This is a genomic window from Heyndrickxia camelliae (assembly GCF_002844575.1).
GTDB classification, from domain to species: Bacteria; Bacillota; Bacilli; order Bacillales; family Bacillaceae_C; genus Margalitia; species Margalitia camelliae.
Genome location: NZ_PIQO01000005.1, coordinates 14,721 through 34,772 on the forward strand (window position 1 = coordinate 14,721; position 20,052 = coordinate 34,772).

The 20,052-nt window shown below is 38.0% G+C and carries 22 protein-coding genes; 16 read left to right on the plus strand and 6 right to left on the minus strand.

The window, feature by feature from the left end; all coding sequences use genetic code 11:
- The first annotated feature begins 61 nt into the window (after nucleotides 1-61).
- The 10 genes from CWO92_RS08665 (at nucleotide 62) to CWO92_RS08700 (ending at nucleotide 7,149) form a co-directional block, all read left to right on the plus strand.
- The gene (locus CWO92_RS08665; protein WP_101353814.1) at nucleotides 62-526 is read left to right on the plus strand and encodes an NUDIX domain-containing protein; all 465 of its coding nucleotides are present in this window, start codon (nucleotides 62-64) and stop codon (nucleotides 524-526) included.
- A 16-nt stretch (nucleotides 527-542) separates the two neighbouring features.
- On the plus strand, nucleotides 543-1,196 hold the full coding sequence (locus CWO92_RS08670) for an HAD family hydrolase (RefSeq protein ID WP_233269772.1): 654 nt from the start codon (nucleotides 543-545) through the stop codon (nucleotides 1,194-1,196).
- 273 nt (nucleotides 1,197-1,469) lie between these two features.
- Nucleotides 1,470-1,637, plus strand: coding sequence for a hypothetical protein (locus CWO92_RS25330; protein ID WP_158175727.1), 168 nt, complete (start codon nucleotides 1,470-1,472; stop codon nucleotides 1,635-1,637).
- 2 nt (nucleotides 1,638-1,639) lie between these two features.
- Nucleotides 1,640-2,281, plus strand: coding sequence for a hypothetical protein (locus CWO92_RS08675; RefSeq protein WP_101353816.1), 642 nt, complete (start codon nucleotides 1,640-1,642; stop codon nucleotides 2,279-2,281).
- Nucleotides 2,282-2,496: 215 nt separating this feature from the next.
- On the plus strand, nucleotides 2,497-3,693 hold the full coding sequence (locus tag CWO92_RS08680) for an MFS transporter (protein WP_101353817.1): 1,197 nt from the start codon (nucleotides 2,497-2,499) through the stop codon (nucleotides 3,691-3,693).
- Between the two features lie 222 nt (nucleotides 3,694-3,915).
- Nucleotides 3,916-4,038 (plus strand): hypothetical protein, encoded by a 123-nt coding sequence (locus CWO92_RS26275; protein WP_158175729.1) that lies wholly within the window; start codon nucleotides 3,916-3,918, stop codon nucleotides 4,036-4,038.
- Nucleotides 4,039-4,156: 118 nt separating this feature from the next.
- Complete coding sequence (locus tag CWO92_RS08685) at nucleotides 4,157-4,525, plus strand: hypothetical protein (protein ID WP_101353818.1); 369 nt, start codon at nucleotides 4,157-4,159, stop codon at nucleotides 4,523-4,525.
- Nucleotides 4,526-4,746: 221 nt separating this feature from the next.
- A complete protein-coding gene (locus CWO92_RS08690) occupies nucleotides 4,747-5,649 on the plus strand; it encodes a UCP032817 domain-containing protein (RefSeq protein WP_101353819.1) in 903 nt (300 codons plus the stop codon).
- Between the two features lie 95 nt (nucleotides 5,650-5,744).
- A complete protein-coding gene (locus tag CWO92_RS08695; protein ID WP_101353820.1) occupies nucleotides 5,745-6,461 on the plus strand; it encodes a nucleotidyltransferase domain-containing protein in 717 nt (238 codons plus the stop codon).
- Nucleotides 6,430-7,149, plus strand: coding sequence for a hypothetical protein (locus CWO92_RS08700; protein ID WP_101353821.1), 720 nt, complete (start codon nucleotides 6,430-6,432; stop codon nucleotides 7,147-7,149). The genes CWO92_RS08695 and CWO92_RS08700 overlap by 32 nt, the downstream gene beginning before the upstream one ends.
- 228 nt (nucleotides 7,150-7,377) lie before the next feature.
- Here the strand turns inward: CWO92_RS08700 and CWO92_RS08705 are convergent, their stop codons facing one another.
- Nucleotides 7,378-7,899, minus strand: a complete 522-nt coding sequence (locus CWO92_RS08705; RefSeq protein ID WP_101353822.1) for a P-loop NTPase family protein — start codon at nucleotides 7,897-7,899, stop codon at nucleotides 7,378-7,380.
- 112 nt (nucleotides 7,900-8,011) lie between these two features.
- Here CWO92_RS08705 and CWO92_RS08710 point away from each other — a divergent pair, with 112 nt between their 5' ends.
- The 6 genes from CWO92_RS08710 (at nucleotide 8,012) to CWO92_RS08730 (ending at nucleotide 13,397) form a co-directional block, all read left to right on the plus strand.
- Nucleotides 8,012-8,842: a sporulation protein gene (locus CWO92_RS08710; RefSeq protein ID WP_101353823.1), complete on the plus strand. Its 831-nt coding sequence runs from the start codon at nucleotides 8,012-8,014 to the stop codon at nucleotides 8,840-8,842.
- A gap of 122 nt (nucleotides 8,843-8,964) precedes the next feature.
- Nucleotides 8,965-9,723 (plus strand): class I SAM-dependent methyltransferase, encoded by a 759-nt coding sequence (locus CWO92_RS08715; RefSeq protein WP_101353824.1) that lies wholly within the window; start codon nucleotides 8,965-8,967, stop codon nucleotides 9,721-9,723.
- Between the two features lie 203 nt (nucleotides 9,724-9,926).
- Complete coding sequence (locus CWO92_RS08720) at nucleotides 9,927-11,060, plus strand: GAF domain-containing sensor histidine kinase (protein ID WP_101353825.1); 1,134 nt, start codon at nucleotides 9,927-9,929, stop codon at nucleotides 11,058-11,060.
- Between the two features lie 12 nt (nucleotides 11,061-11,072).
- Nucleotides 11,073-11,711: a response regulator gene (locus CWO92_RS08725; RefSeq protein WP_101353826.1), complete on the plus strand. Its 639-nt coding sequence runs from the start codon at nucleotides 11,073-11,075 to the stop codon at nucleotides 11,709-11,711.
- A gap of 429 nt (nucleotides 11,712-12,140) precedes the next feature.
- Complete coding sequence (locus CWO92_RS26280) at nucleotides 12,141-12,263, plus strand: hypothetical protein (RefSeq protein ID WP_268877584.1); 123 nt, start codon at nucleotides 12,141-12,143, stop codon at nucleotides 12,261-12,263.
- A gap of 90 nt (nucleotides 12,264-12,353) precedes the next feature.
- Nucleotides 12,354-13,397 (plus strand): VOC family protein, encoded by a 1,044-nt coding sequence (locus CWO92_RS08730; protein WP_101353827.1) that lies wholly within the window; start codon nucleotides 12,354-12,356, stop codon nucleotides 13,395-13,397.
- 821 nt (nucleotides 13,398-14,218) lie between these two features.
- Here CWO92_RS08730 and CWO92_RS08735 read toward each other — a convergent pair.
- The 5 genes from CWO92_RS08735 to CWO92_RS08755 all read right to left on the minus strand — a co-directional run bounded on the left by CWO92_RS08735 (nucleotide 14,219) and on the right by CWO92_RS08755 (nucleotide 19,947).
- The gene (locus CWO92_RS08735; protein WP_101353828.1) at nucleotides 14,219-14,758 is read right to left on the minus strand and encodes an NADPH-dependent FMN reductase; all 540 of its coding nucleotides are present in this window, start codon (nucleotides 14,756-14,758) and stop codon (nucleotides 14,219-14,221) included.
- Between the two features lie 108 nt (nucleotides 14,759-14,866).
- Nucleotides 14,867-15,292, minus strand: a complete 426-nt coding sequence (locus tag CWO92_RS08740) for a universal stress protein (protein ID WP_101353829.1) — start codon at nucleotides 15,290-15,292, stop codon at nucleotides 14,867-14,869.
- Nucleotides 15,293-15,381: 89 nt separating this feature from the next.
- The gene (locus tag CWO92_RS08745; RefSeq protein ID WP_101353830.1) at nucleotides 15,382-16,323 is read right to left on the minus strand and encodes an L-lactate dehydrogenase; all 942 of its coding nucleotides are present in this window, start codon (nucleotides 16,321-16,323) and stop codon (nucleotides 15,382-15,384) included.
- A 269-nt stretch (nucleotides 16,324-16,592) separates the two neighbouring features.
- Nucleotides 16,593-18,095, minus strand: coding sequence for a D-alanyl-D-alanine carboxypeptidase/D-alanyl-D-alanine endopeptidase (gene dacB, locus CWO92_RS08750; protein WP_101353831.1), 1,503 nt, complete (start codon nucleotides 18,093-18,095; stop codon nucleotides 16,593-16,595).
- 160 nt (nucleotides 18,096-18,255) lie between these two features.
- Nucleotides 18,256-19,947 carry an L-lactate permease gene (locus CWO92_RS08755; RefSeq protein ID WP_101353832.1) on the minus strand — a complete coding sequence of 564 codons (1,692 nt, stop codon included), beginning with the start codon at nucleotides 19,945-19,947 and terminating at the stop codon, nucleotides 18,256-18,258.
- Nucleotides 19,948-20,052: the final 105 nt, after the last annotated feature.

Consider the following 20,052-nt stretch of genomic DNA (forward strand, 5'->3'; position numbering starts at 1 on the left):
GTTATTTAGAGAAGTAGAATAATATCACCATTTACCTCGAGGAAAGAAAAGGAGAAATGCGATGACTATTAGAAATTCTTCAAAAGCGATTATTATTCAGGATGGTAAATTGCTGACTATTAAATTTAGTAGATATGGAAATACATATTATAACTTACTTGGTGGCGGTCAGGAGAATGGGGAAACACTTCATCAGGCACTAATCAGAGAATGCAAGGAGGAAATAGGTGCAGAAGTTGAGATTGGGGAGTTAATTTTTGTTCGGGAATATATTGGTGCTAATCACGAATTATCTATGAGACATACTGGGTTTCAGCAAACAGAGTTTTTATTTTCTTGTAAACTCAAAGAACCAAAAAGTATTTCAGAAGTTGGATACAACCCTGATAAAGGACAAGTAGGGCTAGAGTGGATAAAGGTAGAGGATTTGTTAAATTATAGCTTTTACCCAATGGAATTGAGAGAAACTTTGATAAATTATTCTAATGGAATAAAGACGCGTGTATATGTAGGGGATATTAATTAAGAGGAGGTTTATTGGCGTGACATTGAAGGTAATTTTCTTGGATGCTGGAGGGGTTTTATTTGAAGCTTTTATAAAGGGGGACGACAGAATCCGGCGTCTTTTGGTGGAAAGAGGGTATCCGTTACAGCAAATTGATGCAGCCATTTTGAAGGCGAAGGAAATAGAAATCCCGTTTGTTACAAATTGGAATGAGGAAGAACAGTACTTCAAACAATATTATGGACTGATTGCGAGAGAATTGGGAGATATCGGATTAACGAATGAATTGATATATTTTGCTCATTATGCGGGCCATTGTGAGCTATTTCCAGAGGTAAAAGCTGTATTGGAGGAATTGAGTAAAACATATCGCTTATCGGTTATTTCTAATGCATTGCCAAGCATGGACTGGGTCTTTGACTGGTTAGGTATTCGGAAATATTTTGATTCTATTATTCTATCGGCTTTTGCAAATGCATCAAAACCGGAAGCCGCTATTTATCGCTTTGCTCTCGAGCAAGTGGGTGTGACAAAAGAGGAATGTCTATTCATTGATGATAAAATAGAAAATATTGAGGGAGCCGAATTATTTGGGATTCGAGGACTTTACCTGGATAGAAATAGGCAGGATTTACGTGAATTATTAACGGAACAGCAAATTTTATCAAGCAGTGCTGTTTTGAAGGAGTAACATTGAAAATACCGTGACTGGATTACTGGCACCTGGCGGATACCAAATCCGCTAACCGTGACAGCTAATGTTTGCAAACACAGAGTCCGTAATTTTGCCAAATAGCATGCATTCACTAGTGCTTATTTATATGCAGATAACGTATTCGATATCCTCCTCTAGGCACTAAAAATAGGGCTATTTTTGTAAAGTAAGGGATCCTGTTCCGGCTTTTAGATTTCACAATTCATTATTCTTTAACACGGATAAATACTAGCTTAAGAGGTGGATAAATTGACAATTTTATTACTAATCTTGTTCGCTTTGGCTGCTTTTGGATCTATAGTGACATGGATGAATACTCAATTGATAATACGAGATATAGCAGAAATAAAGAAGAAGTTGGGAATAGAAGAAATAAAGAAGCCCTCCTTTTTGGATAAGGATTTGGATAATGACTAATAATGGAGGTATTGGAAGGGAATGCTTGGATTAGCATGAACAAACTAACTTTATTAGATATTATGGAAAATTGGGATACCCTTTGCACGAAAGAAAATTTCATTGGCTTAGGTTCAACAAGAAAAGTATATTGTTTAGGGAAATATGTAGTAAAAAAACATTTAAACCGTATAGGATATTTACAATCTTTAAGAGAACTAGAAATATATACATCTATGAAACAAACTAAATATGCACATATCTTTTCGCCAGTTTTTTATGTAAATAAGGAAATTTGCATTCAACAATATTATCAGGAAGTGCCGATGTATGATAACCAAACCTTTGATATTCAGGAGAAAAAAGGCCTTTGGGAGTTTCCCTCTTACTATGAGGAATGCATAGAAATTTTAGATAAAGAATGGGATGTATTTGATATAAGGGATAGCAGCAATTATGGGATGAATGAACGACGAGTACTGGTATTGATTGATTACGGGATGAGCAAGACATTATACGAAAAAGAATGGGTGCCTGCAGCGGAAAAGGGTGATATTCCACAAATTGAGGTACATATATGCGGCACATGCGGTATAAAAAAGGAAATTCGTATGTATGGAAAAAATGATCTGGATATACGATGTATCACTTGTGGAAAGGAATGAGGAAAATAGGTAGCCTTAACATTTCCATTGCAAACCCCTAATCGAAGGTTGCTAGTGGGTAAGAATTTGCTAGCATCTTCTTATTTTGTATACTCCTCGCTAAAAATGAAATATTCGTAATTTCTTCCCGATTATATTACAGTAATTAAGGAACGAAATACTAAATATATCAATTATTTTAATTTTTATCACAAGAAAGGAAGTTTTTGTTTTATATGGATCAACAACAGCAAAAGGGAAGACAGAAGGAGAAGATTTGGACAAAGGATTTTATACTTATTCTATTTGCAAACTTTTTTATTTTCCTCGGATTTCAAATGACACTTCCAACCATTCCGCTTTTTGTAGAAAAATTAGGCGGCAATGATCAATTGATTGGGTATGTAGTGGGAATTTTTACTTTTTCAGCCTTACTGCTTCGCCCGTTTGCGGGAAATTTACTGGAAACAAGGGGCAGGGGCTTAGTTTATATGTTTGGTTTAGCTATTTTTGTCCTTTCTGTAGGATCATTTGGATTTTTAATGAGCATCGCATTGTTATTTCTCATGCGTGTTATACAGGGCGTTGGTTGGGGATTTTCGACTACAGCTTCAGGAACGATTGCCACTGATTTAATCCCAGCATCAAGAAGAGGCGAGGGGATGGGATATTTTGGATTATCCGGGAATTTAGCTCTTGCTTTCGGACCATCTCTTGGACTGGCGCTGGCCCATCCCGATACCCTATCCTTCAAATACTTTTTCTTAATTTGTGCAGGACTGGGACTAGTTGCTTTATTGCTTTCTTCAAGAGTTAAATTTAAAAAAGTGGAGAAAAAAGCGGAAGTGACAAAACGGAAGCTGGATGTATTTGAAAAAAATGCACTACGGCCATCTATTTTATTATTCTTCATAACTATTACATTTGGGGGAATTGCCTCTTTTCTTCCGCTATATACGGCGGAGCGGCATATAGAGGGAATTCAATTGTATTTTCTTGTATATGCGCTGGCGCTCATGGCCACCCGAACCTTTGCTGGACAATTATACGACCGCAAAGGGCATCAAGCTGTTTTTATACCTGGAACAATACTCATTTTAGCGGCAATGATTTTGCTTGCATGGCTTCCGAATAGTACCGTACTGTTTATTGCGGCAGCTTTATATGGTTTAGGCTTTGGCTCTGTTCAGCCTGCTTTGCAAGCCTGGGCAATTGAAAAATCGCCAATGAATCGCAGAGGTATGGCGAATGCAACGTTCTTTTCGTTTTTTGATTTAGGTGTAGGTTTGGGTGCGATGGTGTTTGGACAAATCGGGCATTTATTTGGTTACAGCAGTATTTATAAAACTGCTGCAATATCAGTATTTATATCGATGCTGCTTTATGTTTTTTTCTTGTTAAGGGAAAGAATAAGATTGGTGCAGCATAGGTGAATATTTTACAAAGATTAATAGAAGGGTTCCAGCAGTGACTGGAATCCTTCTATATTTAGATTAATTAGATTTTTGGAAATATGCGGTATAACTTTTGTGAAGTTTTACAATTGAGGGGTTTTTTATGGAAGCAGTAATCTTAATTTGCGGATAAAGCATGGTTAGAGTGATCCCCTTTTGGGAGTTTGCGCCGGACTTTTAAAAGATCATACAGGAGGATTATTGATTGTAGAAATGGACAACTTGGAGGAAGCAGAAGAAGCTGCAATGAATGACCCGGCAGTGTTAGATGAAAAGTTAAGTACATCCATGGGAACTATTAGAAGGTTTGTTTACGGTAAGTAGATAATACTAGGAAGAGATGGAACACAGAATATGACCCCAAAACAGCATATTTCCTGTTTTAATGAATAAGATTTCTAAAAGGGAAATATTTCAAGTGACTGAAGGTAGGGGGTTGGATATGAGCAAAAGAGAAAGTTTATTAGGTTATGTCGCTTTGGTTATTGCGGTTATTTTTATTATAGGTTTTGTGCTTTTCTCCCAATATCAAAATAAGGTAATCATGAAGCAAAATATGAGTGTGGCATTAAAACAGGATAAGACGACACTAGATTCCTATTCTTTTAGTTATAAAAGAGTCGATTACTCCAAGTCAGAGGAAACATGGAATAGTAATCATAGTTCACTGTATAAAGCCTTTTATCATATGCTGCATTATAATACGGAACTAGGTAATAACAAAATCTATGAAGCTACGGGTACCAATGGTGAAAAGTATGAAATAGACTTGGACAGGAAATTGCAAGTGGTGGAGTGGCATAAGAAATGATGGAGGAAGAATTGGGTCTAAATTTACGAAGTAATATATCGTAGATTTAGGCTATTTTTATATTTTTAGGAATTGATTTTATCGTAACAACAAATCCTGCTTTTCGGGCGATAATCAGGAAAAGGAAACTTTTCCAATTATAGTTCGTAAATATAATACAATCCAGTAAGGATATATAGAACCACTGTTTCTAAAAATCCCGAACAGGAGGTATTTATAGGATGAAGTACATTATTCTATTGATCTTAGTTGGGTTTGGTATTTGGCTGTTTAAGAAAAAACAAAAGAAATCTTTTATTAAGAATATTGTATTGCCTGCAAAATTAGGATTTAATAGAGAACTTCCTTTAGAAAAGCAGGTCTCTCGTTTAGATAATGCTCTGGATACATATTTTGAAGAAAGAATACAGCAAAGATATATGGAAGAACATAAGAAGGTAAGTCCAGAAGAATATAACCTATTATTTTTTGAGTTAAAGAGATTTTTTATTATGTGTTCTCTCTTGAAAAACGTCCCGATGTTTAGTGAACGAGTGGATGACATATGGCATGAAATGTTGATGTTCACCAAGGAGTATGAACAATTTTCTAAGCGATTTTACGGGCAATTCTTGCATCATACACCTGCAGAGGTAAAAGTTCCAGAACCTCATAATCGGGCATTCTTTGATCTGATGTACAGTCAACTTTTTGTATTTACACCTTATACACCAATGACATGGGGAGCATTTTTCAGAAATCCTTTGGATCCAGAACAGATGGAGGAGATTCTTTCCTCTTCTCCAGGTGAGCTAAAGCAAAAATATTTTCGGGAAGATGCTGATAATAAAATGGTGCAAGCTCTCATTCATCAATTACAATCAACTATTAAGGAATCACTTAATAAGAAAAGTTTTAAGATTGAGACCCATCATTATAAAAACATCACCAAACATTCTTCGCTTTTAATGGGAGCAATGATTTTTTATTCCATGAAACATCCGGAAGAATACGCTAAATATATGATACCTGCCCATGTTTCTGCAGCATCTAATTGTGTAAGCAGCGGGTGCAGTAGTTGTAGTAGTCATCACAGCAGTTGTGGAAGTAGTTGCAGTAGCTGCAGCAGTTGTGGAAGTTCATAATCAATTGCCTCCATCATTCCTCCTTTTTATATGTAAAGGGAAAAGTAATAATAGGTGGGGGAATATGGAGAAAATAGTAAATTGGGGTGGAGTTAATGGATAAAAAGGAAAAAACTATCTGTGCAGCAAAACGCTTCATTAATCAGTTTTTCCCAGATTGCCAAGGTGCCGTTTTGGCAGGAAGTGTAGTTAGAGGGGAAGAAACGGAAACCTCAGATTTAGACATTGTTGTATTTGATAATCATATAAATGTATCCTATAGAGAATCCTTTATAGCGTTTGACTGGCCAATAGAGGTTTTTGTTCATAATCTAAATTCCTATAAGCATTTTTTCGAAATAGATTGCAAGAATGCGAAGCCTTCTATGCCTAGAATGATAGCGGAAGGACTGGTTTTAAAGGATGAAGGAATAATAGAAGCTATAAAAGAAGAAGCAAAAACGCTTCTTAAGAAGGGGCCTGAACCATGGACAGGTGAAACAATCAGGACGAAGCGTTATTTTATCACGGATGTTTTAGATGACTTCATTGGTTGTCAAAATCGTACAGAAGCGTTATTCATAGTTAACACTTTGGCAAATCTTATTCATGAATTTGTCCTAAGAACCAATGGTCATTGGATAGGTACGTCAAAATGGATAATTCGGGCTTTAAGGCAATATGATGAGAAATTCGCAAAAGAATTTGCAGATGCTTTTGATACGTTTTATAAGACGGATGAAAAGGCGAAGGTCATTCATTTGGCAGATAAGGTTTTAGAACCATACGGAGGTCGGTTGTTTGAAGGATTTTCGTTGGGAAAGGGAAAATAACATGGACAAAGGATTTCTGTTGAATAAAGCAGTTCTTAATAATATTGCGTGGTGTAGATTGGTTTGTCATACACACGGAATCGATTGTGTTTGGAGGGGGAATTTGTGGGGGATGCATAAGGAAGCGCCGTCATTTTATCCAGAGGTGATAACCGCGAATATGGATACAACGATGGCAGAGTTAGAGTATTTTATTAAAAATGGGAATGTCCGTAGTGTGAAAGATAGCTATGCCAATCTAAATTTATCCCCTTTAGGTTTTAAAAAATTTTTTGATGCAGAATGGATTTTTCATCCACCTGTTACTGGAATGGATGCTCCTCAAACAAACTGGCGTGCGATTACATCTCAACAAGATTTAGTAGAATGGACTTCGCAAAGCGGCCTGGCAGATGTGATAAAGCCGGACTTATTAGAGAATGAAAGTATAAAAATCTATTCGATTGTGGGCGATGAAGGGATTTCGGGATTCATTATTAACTTGGATGAAGGTATCGTAGGGGTATCTAATGTATTTTCAATACGGAAGTACGATGAGAATCTTTGGAGTGAGATTCCCCGAGTCGTATCGACTGAATATCCGGGCATGTTTATAGTCGGTTATGAGCATGGGGAGGATCTGCATTTTGCATTAAAAAATAGTTGGGAATCATTGGGATCCCTTAGGGTATGGGGAAGGTCTGAATGAAGAGTTTAACTGATAGCTGGAGGTAAAACAATTATGTAAAGGCATTATTCCCGAATAAGAAGGCGAAAGTCAAAAACGGGAACGATACGAGTAGAATCGTACCCGAATAAGAAGAAGAAAGCCAAATATGGGAACAATACAAGGAGCATTGTGCCGGATTCCCAAAGGTGAAAGTCAAAAACGGGAAAAATAATCTTAATGAAAAAAGCACAGACACCTATTCTCCGTTTAAGATGAGGTTAATGATATATTCTCAAGATACTTCCTTATCGCTTTTTTACTTTTCAACACAATAATCGTCTTTTCAGAACCGAGTTGTTGAAAGCGCTCCGCCATCTTCTTTTTACGAGGATAATAGGTTGTATAAATGAATTTCAGAAATTTCCACTCCATTTTTTCAGGGCAACCCTCTCCTAAATCTGGGCGTGTTCTCCCTAAATTCGCAAGCCATCTTTTAAGCACGCGATACAAGCAAACTACTAGTGGGAGCTCTAAGTAAATGATCGTATCGCAAGCTTCGGTACGAATATCAAAGGAATTGCTGTAATTCCCTTCGATGATCCACTCGTTATGTTGGACCATTTCCCTTTGAGCATTTCGAAATTCTTCTAAAGGGGATTCAACCCAGCCAGGTTTCCAATAGTAGGAATCCAAATGATATACTTTTTTATTAAGAATCTCTCCTAGCTTTCTTGCAAATGTAGATTTTCCAACACCTGCAGATACGCCAATGACCATAATCCTTTCCATGTATCCACCCACCTTTATTGATGTTTGAAAAGTGTAAATATTATTCCTAATTAAATATAATAATAGAAAAAAATGGGGATTGGAAATAAAATCTTAAAGGAGAGTGATATTAATGCTGAAAAAAATTATTTCAAATATGATTGGAAATGTAAAAGTGGACACTATTTTATCCAAGGATGAATTTATACTAGGTGATACATTTGAAGGCGAGGTATTTTTAAAAGGAGGGGTCCGGGAACAAGAAGTCCGCAATATATATATTTATTTTATGAGAAGATTTCGTGTTTCAAGGAATAAAACGGAGGCCAATCCGTGCTACTCCTTTACTATTCCTGTTAACAGGATAATCAAACCTGGCGAAAAACATCATATTCCTTTTTGCTTTATCCTGCCTATTTATTTGCCTGTTACTTTTTCAAAAAGAGAAGTATGGGTGAAAACAGATGTAGAAATTCCCCATTCTCTTGATCCTACAGATAAAGACTATGTAATACTAAATATGTCATCTTATGAAGAAACTCTTTTATCCATAATGAAAGATAGATTAGGGTTTCGTCACGTTTATATCAATCATTATGGACGTGCACAAAAACCCTACCTCTATTCGGGACATGTATTGACACCTTTATATGAGGGAAGAGACTACCCCGTAATAAAGTCTTATTACTATGATGTAGAAGATGCGTTTTCAGAAAAATATCGTAATGTAAGCATCATGATTGGGAATTGTCGAGAACAATTGGATTTATATTTTAAACTACATTTTAAAAGTGATAAAACCCTTTACAAGCGCGTTTTTGATGAATTATCGGAAGTAGATCAAAAAGTAGTCCATCTTGGTCTGGATTTCAATAAAATAGAGAATCATGATTGGATTGAAGAACGAATCAGAACCCTTCTTGAACAGGAAGATAAGCCTTATTATATGGTGAATGATCGGTAAGAAAGCTTCGACCAAAAGGAAAGATGGATAGCTTAATTAGAATCATAACTATTATTATACAAAAAATAGAAAAAGGTATTTACAACCCGATATCGAATTAGGAAACGATGGAGGGGATGAACATGACAAAACAAATTTTAGAACAGAACAGACAAAGCTGGGATAAGGTGGCTCATCATTTTAATGGTGTAGACGCTTTGCCGAGTTATGGACCGTTTGCTAAGACAGAGGATGAATTGCGACTATTTGCTGATATGGAGAATAAGAGAGTTTTAGATATTGGCTATGGGAGCGGACATTCTTTATTGTACATGGCAGGCAAAGGCGCAAGTGAATTATGGGGAGTAGATATTTCGGAAGAACAAAGGAAGGCAGCGGAAGAAACACTATCGAATTTAACCCCTAAGTTATACTGTGCACCGATGGAGGAAGATATAGGTTTGCCAAAAGAGTATTTTGATTGTGTCTATTCCATATATGCAATAGGATGGACAACCGATTTAGCTCAAACATTTCAGTTAATCTATTCGTATTTGAAGCAGGGCGGGAGGTTTATTTTTAGCTGGGATCACCCATTGTATCCACATGTGAGAAGCCAGAACGGAAAGATTTATCTCCATGGATCCTATCAACAAGAAGAAACAGAGGTATACGGAGCATTTAAAGGCGAAGACGCCCCGATGGTAATCCACAAGCGCAAAATGAGTACATATATAAATGAATTGATCAAAGCAGGATTTACGATTGAGGCTGTAATAGAAAGTGAGGTATCTTCAAACTTTGATTTCGCTGAAGGGGAAGTCTCCGATCGCTATTATTCGCTCTATAAAGCAAGAAAATTTCCAACAACGATGATTATTAAGGCGGTTAAAAAGGGATAGGTGACATTATATTGTGATTTCGGAGGATTATCGTTTTGATCATCGCAATAATTGTGGGATATTGCTATGGACTGCATAGCCATGCCGAACTAAGCAACCATTTCCGCGAATCTGCAAAATCTACGACTATAGTCGTACCATTACTTTAGACAATTTGCTGAGGAAATCATCTTGAATACTTGATATGATAAGCTTCAAACATTATGGAGGGGGAAGCATTGACGAAAATCATTCAGAATTCGGAGCTGCTGATTCTTAAGGAAATCGCCGAGCTTTTAAACGAAAGCACGGAAGTAGAGAAAATGTTGCCGGAAGTCTTAAAAAAATTGCTGAATGTTACAGGGCTTGAAATTGGCTGGATGTTCCTAGTAGATGGCGATGGGGGGTATCGGCTCGTGGCGAAAGAGTCGCTGCCGCCAGCTCTATCTCTCAACGACTGCAGTCCAATGTGCAGCGGAGAATGCTGGTGTATTAATCGCTACAACATTGGGCGCCTCCATAAAGCAACTAATATTATAGAGTGCAAGCGAATTGAAGAAGCGATGGCGATAAGAAGCGGTGCAACCAATGGATTGACACATCATGCCACTGTTCCACTTCGAGCAGGGAATGAAAAATTCGGGATAATGAATGTTGGTTCTCCTTATAAAACAACCTTTGAACCAAGTGAGCTGGCACTATTAGAATCAGTTGCTTTTCAAATAGGGACAGCTATTAAACGTATTCGGCTTAGTCAAAAGGAACAGGAAACCGCATTAATTGCCGAGCGCAATCGATTAGCCCGCGACCTCCATGATTCGGTAAATCAACTACTCTTTTCTCTCAGTCTCACAGCGCGTGGGGGAATGGAAATGACTGAGGATGAAGCGGTAAAAGAAACCTTTTCTTATTTACAGGATTTAGCACAGGAAGCGTTGGGAGAAATGCGTGCTTTAATTTGGCAGCTTCGGCCAATAGGTCTGGAGCATGGGATTGTAAGCTCTTTAAAGGCATATGGACAGATGCTGAACCTAAATATGGAAACGATGATAAGCGGAGTGTCCGGTTTACCTGGAAAAGTGGAGGAAGCTCTGTGGAGAATTGGTCAAGAAGCGCTGGCAAATTGTAAGAAACATTCACAGAGCTCCGATGTAGATCTTAGTTTATTAGTTGGCAACCACAGAGTGGAAATGGAAATATCGGATAGTGGCTGTGGATTTGTCTATTCAGAACAAAACGACATACTGTCCCTCGGCTTGAAAAATATGAAGTCTCGTACGGAAAGTTTAAATGGTGAATTTCATTTAGCAAGCGCACCGGGTAGGGGTACCAGGATAAAGATAATAATACCAATTTAGGAGGCCGTTGTGATGGCGATTCGTATTTTAATTGCTGATGACCATCATGTTGTCAGGCGCGGGCTTGTATTCTTTTTAAAGACGCAAAAAGGTTTGGACATTATCGGAGAGGCGAAAGATGGAAAAGAGGCTGTTGAAAAAGCAGCAGAGCTATTACCAGATCTTATTCTGATGGATCTTGATATGCCGGTTATGAATGGAATAGAGGCAACCAAAAAGATTAAAAAAGAATATGAGAATATAAAAATCCTAATTTTGACAAGCTTTTCTGACCAGGACCATGTGATTCCGGCTATGGAAGCGGGAGCATCCGGATATCAATTAAAGGATATTGAACCAGATGAATTAGTGCGATCAATAGAAGCAATCATGAAGGGAGAGAACCAACTTCATCCTAAAGCCACTTCCCAACTACTGAGCAATTTAACGAAGTCAAAAACCGACCGCATGCCAATGGATGAATTGACCAAGCGCGAGTTAGATGTTTTAAAAGAAATTGTAAACGGCAAAAGCAATAAAGAAATTGCCGCCTCCCTATACATTACGGAAAAAACCGTAAAAACACATATAACCAATATTTTATCCAAACTGGAGCTTTCCGACCGTACACAAGCAGCCTTATATGCTGTGCGTTCCGGAATGTTTAAGTAAGGTTAATTTCATAAAAACAAGCGGGATCTTGATGTTCAGACTTTGACCAATTTGCAGAATCTGAAAAATCGTTGATTCCATTTTTATATATGCACCGCAAAAACATGGTTTTTTTTTATCTTTCCTAGATCTCCGTTTATCACTAAAACTACATTGAAGGCACTTCCTTATATTATCCGTATATAGCTATAGAGAATGTAAGGGTGTGGTGTTGCCTCCATCTTATAGACCTTTTATATCCTCCTTCAGTAGGATTTTTCTACGACTAAAGTTTGAAATAAGTTCAACCAATGTGTGGATTAAAAACTTTTGGGGAAAGATTAATATATAGCTATAGAAAACAAAAACAACGAAGCCTAATCTTACCTAACTAATAAATTAGCGTTCGGCACACAATAGGTTACTTATAACAATCATGGAGGGATAAAAATGTTTTATTCATATGAACAAATTGAAATTATGAAATTAATGCAAAAGGAGATTGTAAGAAAGAATCGTCACATATGGGGATATTTCCAAAGCAAAAAAGAGAGGGCATCCGAAGGGAAATAAATTGATCTGCAGCATTCCAATCCATTGTTGGAATGCTTATATTTTCGGAGAAGGCAAATCACTGACGTAAGTATTGGAGGGGTAAATATCATGAAAATTTACGGAGTACAGTTAAAGGCCTACCACTTAGAAAAAATGAAGGAATTTTATACGAATCTCTTACAAATGTCACTAGTTTACGAGGATAAGAATAGCTTTGCAGTGTTAGCCGGAACCACAAGAGTTCATTTTGAAAAGGATGAGGAGCAGCCATATTACCATGTTTGTTTTCATTTAGGGTCTGCTTTTTTTGATCATATATTTAACAAATTGAAAAAGAAGAATCTGCTTTTGTCCAATGAAGAAGGAGAAATAAGCATGTACTGGAAAGGGAAACAAGCGTATTTTTTTGATCCCGATGGGAATATTCTTGAGATTCTTGAGCGGCCGCTTCCACATAAGGAGCAAGAGGGGTGGCTGAGAGTAGGAGAAATTGGAATGCCAAGTTCCAATACGTATGACTTGCGCGAGTATCTTTCCTCCTTTTTGGAAAATAAATATAAGGCAGAGAATGACTCCTTTTCCTTTTTTGGAGAGGAAAATGGGGTAGGGGTTATAGTAAAAGAAGGGCGGAATTGGTATCCGACCAATCGTCCTGCGAGCATACATCCTATTAAATTAGTGGTTAGTGGGAATACAGAGGCGCATCTAAAGCACCCCATACTGCCGTATGAATTCACGGTAAGAAAAGAATGGTCTGCATCTCTTCCGACTGTTCAATTCCGAATAGCAAGACCTACGAATCATATGGATAAAATTATCGAGTTTTACGGAAAAGGATTAGGACTGAAAAAGGTTGGAGACTTTCAAAAGCATGAAGGATATGAGGGTGTCATGTTTGGCCTTCCAGACAGTAATTACCATTTAGAATTTACACAGCATGAAAACAGAAATCCTATTCCGCGTCCTCCAGAAGATCAGTTGCTGGTCTTTTATATAGCAGATACTTTCAAATGGAGTGAAACGGCGAACAGATTGATAGACATGGGGTATCGTCAGGTTCCTTCCGAAAATCCATATTGGGATCGGGGTGGAATTACCATTGAAGATCCAGATGGATATCGAGTGGTTTTGATGAACACGGTTGGGATTTAATAGCTTGTGCATTATAAGGGCAAAAGGGAGAGAAAGTAGGAGTAAGTTGTCCTTTAAGCCGGTTGTAAAGGCCAAGAGGAAGCAAAAGTAGGAACGCCGTGTCCTTTATGTGGGTTGTAAAGGCCAAGAGGAAGGAAAAGTAGGAGTAAGTTGTCCATTAAACAGGTTGTAAAGGCCAAAAGGGAGAAAAAGTAGGAGTAAGTTGTCCTTTAAGCGGGTTGTAAAGGCCAAAAGGGAGAAAAAGTAGGAGTAAGTTGTCCTTTATACGGGTTGTTAAGGTCAAAAGGAAGGAAAAGTAGGAGCGCCGTGTCCTTTAAACGGGTTGTAAAGGCCAAGAGGAAGCAAAAGTAGGAGTAAGTTGTCCTTTAAGCCGGTTGTAAAGGCCAAGAGGAAGCAAAAGTAGGAGTAAGTTGTCCTTTAAACAGGTTGTAAAGGCCAAAAGGGAGAAAAAGTAGGAGTAAGTTGTCCATTAAGCGGGTTGTAAAGACCAAAAGGAAGGAAAAGTAGGAGCGCCGTGTCCTTTAAGCGGGGGTTGTAAAGGCCAAGAGGAAGCAAAAGTAGGAGCACCGTGTCCATTAAACGGGTTGTAAAGGCCAAGAGGAAGGAAAAGTAGGAGTAAGTTGTCCATTAAGCGGGTTGTAAAGGCCAAGAGGAAGCAAAAGTAGGAACGCCGTGTCCTTTATACAGGTTGTAAAGGACAAAAGGGAGAAAAAGTAGGAGCGCCGTGTCCATTAGAAGGGTCAAAAGGACAAATTGATGAAGAGAGAAGCGCGCATTGCCATAACCATAAAAAAATTAGCGGACAGTTCATTTACTGCTCGCTAATCTCTAAATTTGCCTTCTAAATAAAGCATATCTTCTGCTAATTTGTGAATTCTTCTTAACACACTATTATCCAGGATTTCCGCCGTTTCCACATCGAATAAATCATTATGTACAAACACATCTTTTGCAACTACAATTGCCTCTAAATATTGGAGAATTGGTTTTAACTGATATTGTGTGACAAGAAGATGCTTGGAGGATCCACCATTTGTAATGCAGCCGACTACTTTTGATTTAAAAGCACGGATTGGCATCAAATCCAATAAATTTTTTAAGGAACCTGAAATGGAAGCTTGGTAAATAGGGGTTCCAATAACCAAACAATCTGCTTGAAGAATCTTGTTCACGACCGTTTGGGTATCATCGTTGTAATAAGATAAAGGGGTGCCACACATAAATTCAATGTCATATTCTCGTATGTCGATTAGTTCCGTTTCAATAGCAGGGTTGATATTTTTTGCGGCAGCTAACACTTCGTGAACGGTCTGTAATGTTTTACTTCCTGCTAAAGCGCCTGATACGCCGACGATTTTCATTATTTTCCCTCCTCCACTAGGTTTGCTTTCCCTCTTATTTTACAATAGAAGGATATGTTTTGAATAAAAAATACAGGGGGAAACATTATCCTCCCTGTATTTTTAGCGTTATTTTACAATTAATACTGGGCAATGAGACATTTGGGAAACTTTATGGCTTACGCTTCCGAGCATCATTTCTTTAATATTTCCTAAACCACGACTACCGATTACGATTAATTGGTATTTTTCTTTTTCCGCAAGATGAACGATTTGGACAGATGGTTCCCCTTCAAGGTAGACGGTTTTAGCCTGAATTCCTTCTGCCTCCGCTTTTTCCTTTCCATCTTTTAATAGTTTTTCCCCTTCTTTTTTGATGGAATCATAAATACTATCTACCGTAGTACCTTCTAATCCGACTGGGATTGTAATATTTCTTTCTACATGTACTAAAGTAACTTCTGCTCTTTGTTCTTTCGCAAGATGTAATCCTGCCTCTAATGCTTTTTCACTCATTTCAGATCCATCGATTGCTACTAAGATTTTGTTAAACATATCCTTGTTCCTCCTCGAAAAAAATGCTTCTTCCGTCTATTATTATAAACCTAATTTTTCTATTCCCGAAAAAATACGTATTAATCATATTATTTTAATAGACTTCGGAGAACCTCTGCTGAATGGTTGAATTTATCCCATTCTTCCTTTTGCAAGTCGATTTCTACAATTTCACGTACGCCATTGCGATTAACAAGGGCGGGTACACCCATGTAAACATTGTTCTGTCCGTATTGTCCTTCGAGTAAACAAGAAACGGTTAAAATACTATTTTCATTATTTAAAATCGCTTTGGTAATGCGAACAAGTGACATTCCTATACCATAATAAGTAGCACCTTTTCTCTCAATAATTTTATAAGCAGCATCTCTTACATTTTCAAAAATGTTATCAAGGTCGGCAATCTCGTATTCCTGATGCTTTTCTAACCAAGATTGAAGGGGCACAATCCCAATAGACGCATGGCTCCAGACAGGAAGTTCTGTGTCGCCATGTTCACCAATGATGGCTGCGTGAACATTTCTTGTATCTATATTTAAATATTGACCAAGCTGGTAGCGAAGACGTGCAGAATCGAGTACGGTACCAGAGCCAATAACACGTTCTTTCGGAAGACCTGATTCCTTCCAAGTAATATACGTAAGGATATCAACAGGATTTGTCGCAACAAGGATAATTCCATCAAATCCGCTATCCATAATATTTTTGATCATTTCTTTAAAGATAGCTTTATTTTTCTCAATTAAATCTAATCTAGTTTCTCCCGGCTTTTGCGGTAATCCAGCTGTAATAACGATTAAATCCGCTAGTTTGCAATCTGAGTAATCTCCATTCCATACCTTCACTGGAGAAGGGGCAAATGGCATTCCATGACCAAGATCCATTGCTTCTCCCTCTGCTTTCGATTCATTTACATCAATCAGGACTAATTCTTCTGCAACTCCTTGATTAATCATAGAATAAGCATAACTGCAGCCAACTGCACCTGTCCCAATAATCACTACTCTATTTACAGAAGTTTTCCATTTCATAATTATTTACTCCTTTCCAATAAAGACCGGCTTTGGATTACTATGGAATTATCATTCCCATTGCCTTTACAGTTTAAGTATAATACTTTATTTGTGAAATTCTTCACATAAAATAAGAACACTTTGTGAAAAAAATCACAAGGTGCCAGGCACCACTTGTGGACAATTTGGTAATTTGTGCGCCACAGGAGGACAGTGGAGACGGATGCAACACAAATAAGAGCGAATAGTCTAAATAATAAGTTATTCGCTCCTTTCACACATGAATACTATTGATTGACGAGTATGGAGCAGAGCTTGTCTTCGATTTTCTTTCCTTTCGATTCATCGGTTAAGTTGTTCAGCAAAATAGAGAATATAAGGTGTTCTCCGCTTTCGGATTTAACGTATCCAGACAACGAAGTAATCGTAGAGAGGGTCCCGGTTTTGGCTTTTACATTTCCTTGCAGAGGTGCAGTTTTCATACGATACCGCAGTGATCCTCCCACGATTTTATCCTTTTCGCCTGCGACAGGAAGTGACTTTAAATAGGATGGATACCACTTCTGTTTTTGTGCCGCATATAATAAGGCGGAGATTTCATTAGCAGGAATTAAGTCAATATGGGAAATCCCTGAACCATCTCTTATTACTAAGGTATCTGTAGCTACCCCGAGCTTGGATAATTGCTCTTTCATTACCTCTATCCCTTTATCCCAGCTGCCTTCGCCTTTAACTACTCTGCCCATTTCCTTTACCAATGTTTCGGCATGTCCGTTGTTGCTTAATTTCATAAATGGAATGAGTAATTGCTTTAATGAAATGGACATATGCGATACTAATTTGGTTGAGTTATCAGGGGCAGCTCCAGTTTTTACTTTTCCTGTTATGTGAATCCCATGTTCTGAAAGTGATTGTTGAAACAAGTTCAATGCATAACGAGTAGGTTCCCAGACAGCAATCCATTCCTTAACGGTACTAGCCCTCATTGGGATTGTACCTCTTATAGTAATGGTATTGGAGCCATGATTCCGTTCCACTGTGATTTCTTTTCGGCTATCGGGAGAAACGGTTACAGCTTGGTTGACAATTTTTACATAGCTAGTTTTCGGTGTAACTACAGTACCGGCTTTCGCTCCAATTTCACTGCCTGGTTTCACTTCCACTATCACTGTCCCAGCATCATAATCATTATCCGGTGATGCCGTTAATGCTGAAACCTGTGCCCCATAATAACTGGTTTCATCGCTCCACATAAGGTCTGTCGATAACCGCACATTGTCATACCAGGTATCATCCCCTATAAGATTTCCCTGAATCTTCCTTATTCCTTTATTCCAAAGTTCTGCAGCCATTGCATCAAAATCCTTTTTTAAAAGTGTAGGATCGCCTTTTCCCTTTAAAAAAATATTTCCTTGCAATGTGTTTCCATGCTTCGTTCCGTTCGTTAAAACTTCCGTAGTGAATCGATAATTTTCTCCCAGAGTGGACAATGCAGCAGCTGCTGTTAAAAGTTTCATATTGGATGCAGGACGCAAGCGAATATCTCCAAAATGATCATAGAGAATCTTACCGGTAGCAGCAGAGCGTATACTGACACCAGCAATAGCGCCGCGTAAGTTCGGATCATGATTCAATAGCTGATTAAGCAGATTAGTCAAATCCAAATCACCATTTTTCGCAATTGCATGGGCTTGTACATGGGCGAGAGGCGCTTTCACATGTACATTTGGAATGAAAGCTATTATTGAAACCAGCAGAAAATTGAAAATATGATAAATGGTTTTTTTCAAACTATCACCTTCCATTCGAATAGTATGGAAAACTTTACTACTTTATATTCTGAAAAAAAGTGAAACAGAATCACAAGAAGAGGAAAAATATGTGGGTTTGCACAGCAAGTATACACAAAAAGGACAGCCATAACAGCTGTCCAATTCTTTATATGATAGTCTATTTTGGGATCATTCCTGTCAAAAAGGTTGACTGAATAAAAGTGATGACACAAACAATCAGAAGTAGGAATAAGCTGTGCTTAATCGTAAATCGAAAAAGCTCGGATTCCTTGCCTATTAGACCTGTGGCTGCACATGCAACGGCAATTGATTGCGGAGAAATCATTTTACCAGTAACACCACCGGAAGAGTTAGCAGCTAAGGCCAAAATTGGATTCATCCCGATAGATTGAGCAGATACTTGTTGAAGTGCACCAAATAAGACGTTCGATGATGTATCTGAACCAGTGATAAAAACCCCCAGCCATCCCAATACAGGTGAAAAGAATGGGAATAGAGCGCCAGTTTTGGCTAGTGCTAAGGCAAGTGTAGTAATCATTCCCGACGAATTCATAACGTAAGCAAAGGCAACAACCAAAACAATGGTCAAAACCGGAAGCTTTAGCTCTTGGATTGTTTCATTGAAAACGGAAAACCACTGTTTCCACGATATTTTTAAAATAAATTTCGTCACGATTGCGGCTATCAAAATGGCTGTTCCCGCAGCACCTAATAATTCTAATTTATAAGTTGCAGCAATTGGTGCACCGTTTCCATTGATTACATGGTTATTCAGCCACGGAACGTTCGGATTGAAAGATAACCATGATCCAATGTGATTGAGAACCTTTAATACACCATTTGTTCCAATATAATGGCCTGTTAAAGCATTTTTTATTTGCGGAATCCCCCAAATGGTAATAAGAATGGTCAAAATAATAAAAGGGGACCACGCCTTACAAATCTCCCATTTTGTATAGGTTTTTGCTGGAAGAATGGACTTGGAAGAAGACAAGGTAGCTGCAGCCTCATCGTGTGAAAAGCGGAAAATGCTTTTCGGCTTCCAAAACTTCAAGAAAATTGCAAGAACTACTAGTGAAACTAATGCTGATAATACATCAGGAAGTTCGGGACCCATAAAATTTGAGGTGAAATATTGTGTAATAGCAAAAGATAACCCAGAAACTGCAATAGCAGGTAAAACTTCCTTCGCCTTTTTAAATCCTGCCATTACGATAATTAAATAAAGCGGAATAAATAAGGAAATAAACGGTAACTGCCGACCAACCATTTTGGATATTTCTAAAGCAGGTACCCCAGTTGGTCCGGCCATCGCGATAATTGGTGAACCAATTGCCCCGAAAGCAACAGGAGCAGTATTCGCTAACAAACAGATACCCGCAGCATACAAAGGACTAAATCCTAGTCCTACTAATAATGCAGCAGATATGGCAACTGGTGCTCCAAACCCTGCAGCACCTTCAAGGAAGGCCCCGAATGAAAAGGCTACCAATAAAGCCTGTAATCTTCTATCCTCGGTGATCGAGACAACCGAGTTTCGAATGATATCAAATTGCCCGGTTTTAACCGTAAGCTTGTACAAAAATACAGATGTTACTATAATCCAGCCAATTGGAATGATGCCATATATCGCTCCTTGTGTGGCCGACATGATTGGCAGTGTGACAGGCATTCTGTAAACGGTTACAGATATGACCAAAGAAATAAGCAGGGTGAAAAGACTGGCTTTATAGGCAGCCATTCGTTTAATTGCTAGTGCCCAAAAGAAAAAAGCAATAGGTATAAGTCCGATTAAAGCGGATAGAAATAAGTGATTTTCAAGGGGAATAAAGTTTTGGACATATTTCATAAATCTACCTTCCTTCATATCATTAGTTCATATGGTTAAATGGTCATCTGATGACCACACGTCATATATATAAAAAAATTATAAATATTTATTTCTTTAATTACA

What these genes read in the sequence shown, in the direction of transcription:
- CWO92_RS08665 (WP_101353814.1), top strand. Translation starts at nt 62, where the DNA reads ATGACTATTAGAAATTCTTCAAAAGCGATTATTATTCAGGATGGTAAA.
- CWO92_RS08675 (WP_101353816.1), top strand. Translation starts at nt 1,640, where the DNA reads ATGGAGGTATTGGAAGGGAATGCTTGGATTAGCATGAACAAACTAACT.
- CWO92_RS08680 (WP_101353817.1), top strand. Translation starts at nt 2,497, where the DNA reads ATGGATCAACAACAGCAAAAGGGAAGACAGAAGGAGAAGATTTGGACA.
- CWO92_RS08685 (WP_101353818.1), top strand. Translation starts at nt 4,157, where the DNA reads ATGAGCAAAAGAGAAAGTTTATTAGGTTATGTCGCTTTGGTTATTGCG.
- CWO92_RS08690 (WP_101353819.1), top strand. Translation starts at nt 4,747, where the DNA reads ATGAAGTACATTATTCTATTGATCTTAGTTGGGTTTGGTATTTGGCTG.
- CWO92_RS08695 (WP_101353820.1), top strand. Translation starts at nt 5,745, where the DNA reads ATGGATAAAAAGGAAAAAACTATCTGTGCAGCAAAACGCTTCATTAAT.
- CWO92_RS08705 (WP_101353822.1), bottom strand. Translation starts at nt 7,899, where the DNA reads ATGGAAAGGATTATGGTCATTGGCGTATCTGCAGGTGTTGGAAAATCT.
- CWO92_RS08710 (WP_101353823.1), top strand. Translation starts at nt 8,012, where the DNA reads ATGCTGAAAAAAATTATTTCAAATATGATTGGAAATGTAAAAGTGGAC.
- CWO92_RS08715 (WP_101353824.1), top strand. Translation starts at nt 8,965, where the DNA reads ATGACAAAACAAATTTTAGAACAGAACAGACAAAGCTGGGATAAGGTG.
- CWO92_RS08720 (WP_101353825.1), top strand. Translation starts at nt 9,927, where the DNA reads ATGGAGGGGGAAGCATTGACGAAAATCATTCAGAATTCGGAGCTGCTG.
- CWO92_RS08725 (WP_101353826.1), top strand. Translation starts at nt 11,073, where the DNA reads ATGGCGATTCGTATTTTAATTGCTGATGACCATCATGTTGTCAGGCGC.
- CWO92_RS26280 (WP_268877584.1), top strand. Translation starts at nt 12,141, where the DNA reads ATGTTTTATTCATATGAACAAATTGAAATTATGAAATTAATGCAAAAG.
- CWO92_RS08730 (WP_101353827.1), top strand. Translation starts at nt 12,354, where the DNA reads ATGAAAATTTACGGAGTACAGTTAAAGGCCTACCACTTAGAAAAAATG.
- CWO92_RS08735 (WP_101353828.1), bottom strand. Translation starts at nt 14,758, where the DNA reads ATGAAAATCGTCGGCGTATCAGGCGCTTTAGCAGGAAGTAAAACATTA.
- CWO92_RS08740 (WP_101353829.1), bottom strand. Translation starts at nt 15,292, where the DNA reads ATGTTTAACAAAATCTTAGTAGCAATCGATGGATCTGAAATGAGTGAA.
- CWO92_RS08745 (WP_101353830.1), bottom strand. Translation starts at nt 16,323, where the DNA reads ATGAAATGGAAAACTTCTGTAAATAGAGTAGTGATTATTGGGACAGGT.
- CWO92_RS08755 (WP_101353832.1), bottom strand. Translation starts at nt 19,947, where the DNA reads ATGAAATATGTCCAAAACTTTATTCCCCTTGAAAATCACTTATTTCTA.